Genomic DNA, 1,236 nt, shown 5'->3' with positions numbered 1-1,236 from the left:
ATTACAGCACCATTAGATTTGAAGACACGAACTTTAGTGCCATCTTCTAATAGTTTGTAACCTACGCGATCTGCCTTTTGCGTCTCTGGATTAATTAAAGCAACATTAGAAATCGCTAATGGAGCTTCTTTCTCTACGATACCACCTTGAGTACCACGAGCCGGATTCGGCTTAACGTGTTTTTTAACCAAGTTGATACCACTTACAGTGACACGTTCTTCAGCAACAGACACTACTGTGCCACGCTTGCCTTTATCTTTACCAGTGATGACGATAATTTCGTCACCTTTTTTAATCTTTGCCATGAGTCCCACCCTTACAGCACTTCTGGTGCCAGCGAGATGATTTTCATGAATTGCTCAGTACGCAATTCGCGAGTTACCGGCCCGAAAATACGGGTAGCGATGGGGGCTTTTTGGTTATTCAGCAACACCGCAGCATTGTCATCAAAACGGATTAATGAACCGTCTGGACGGCGAATACCAAACTTGGTACGCACAACCACAGCATTCATCACATCGCCTTTTTTAACCCTGCCACGAGGAATTGCTTCCTTGACCGTGACCTTAATAATATCGCCGACGGTAGCATAACGACGATGAGAGCCGCCCAGTACTTTGATGCACTGTACGCGACGCGCGCCACTATTGTCTGCTACCTCGAGCATCGTTTCGGTCTGAATCATTGCTCTACTCCAAACCTAGATAACCCCATGCGAAGGGGCGGTAATCCTACCCAATATCGCACAGGGATACAAGTAAAAATCAGCTTATTTAGAGATTTGGCAGAAAAAATCTGCCAAATTTCGGATTATTTCACCGATTCAACCACTTCAACCAATCTCCAAGCTTTAGTTTTGGAGAGTGGACGGCATTCTGCGATGGTGACAATATCGCCTTCTTGACACACATTATTTTCATCATGTGCGTGCAATTTGGTGGAGCGACGAATGTACTTACCGTATTTTGGATGTTTGACAAGACGTTCAATCAACACTGTAATGGATTTATCCATTTTGTTGCTGACTACTTTACCAGTCAATGTCCGTTGGGTATTGGTCTGCTCTGTCATCTCAGCCACCTTGTTTTTCTGTCAAGACTGTTTTGATACGGGCGATATCTTTACGAACCAACCCTACCTGATGCGTCTTGGCGAGTTGGCCAGTCGCTTTCGCCATACGCAGCTTAAATTGCTGCAACTGGAGGCTATCAAGTTCAGCCTTGAGTTCCTCGACAG

The 1,236-nt window shown here is 45.1% G+C and carries 4 protein-coding genes; all 4 read right to left on the bottom strand.

Features of this window, described 5'->3' with window-relative positions; all coding sequences use genetic code 11:
* The coding region (gene rplX / locus U1F02_RS15650) for a 50S ribosomal protein L24 (RefSeq protein ID WP_409991334.1) at positions 1-305 on the bottom strand (305 nt) is incomplete at its 3' end.
* A gap of 11 nt (positions 306-316) precedes the next feature.
* Positions 317-685: a 50S ribosomal protein L14 gene (rplN, locus tag U1F02_RS15645; protein ID WP_297921562.1), complete on the bottom strand. Its 369-nt coding sequence runs from the start codon at positions 683-685 to the stop codon at positions 317-319.
* 125 nt (positions 686-810) lie between these two features.
* Positions 811-1,071, bottom strand: a complete 261-nt coding sequence (rpsQ, locus tag U1F02_RS15640; protein WP_297921565.1) for a 30S ribosomal protein S17 — start codon at positions 1,069-1,071, stop codon at positions 811-813.
* Position 1,072: 1 nt separating this feature from the next.
* A partial coding sequence (gene rpmC, locus U1F02_RS15635) for a 50S ribosomal protein L29 (protein WP_409991335.1) occupies positions 1,073-1,236 on the bottom strand: 164 nt, incomplete at its 5' end.

The organism is Cellvibrio sp. (assembly GCF_046347455.1).
Classification (GTDB): domain Bacteria; phylum Pseudomonadota; class Gammaproteobacteria; order Pseudomonadales; family Cellvibrionaceae; genus Cellvibrio.
Note: the sequence above shows the minus strand (reverse complement) of the source record. Positions and strands in the feature narration are given on the sequence as shown.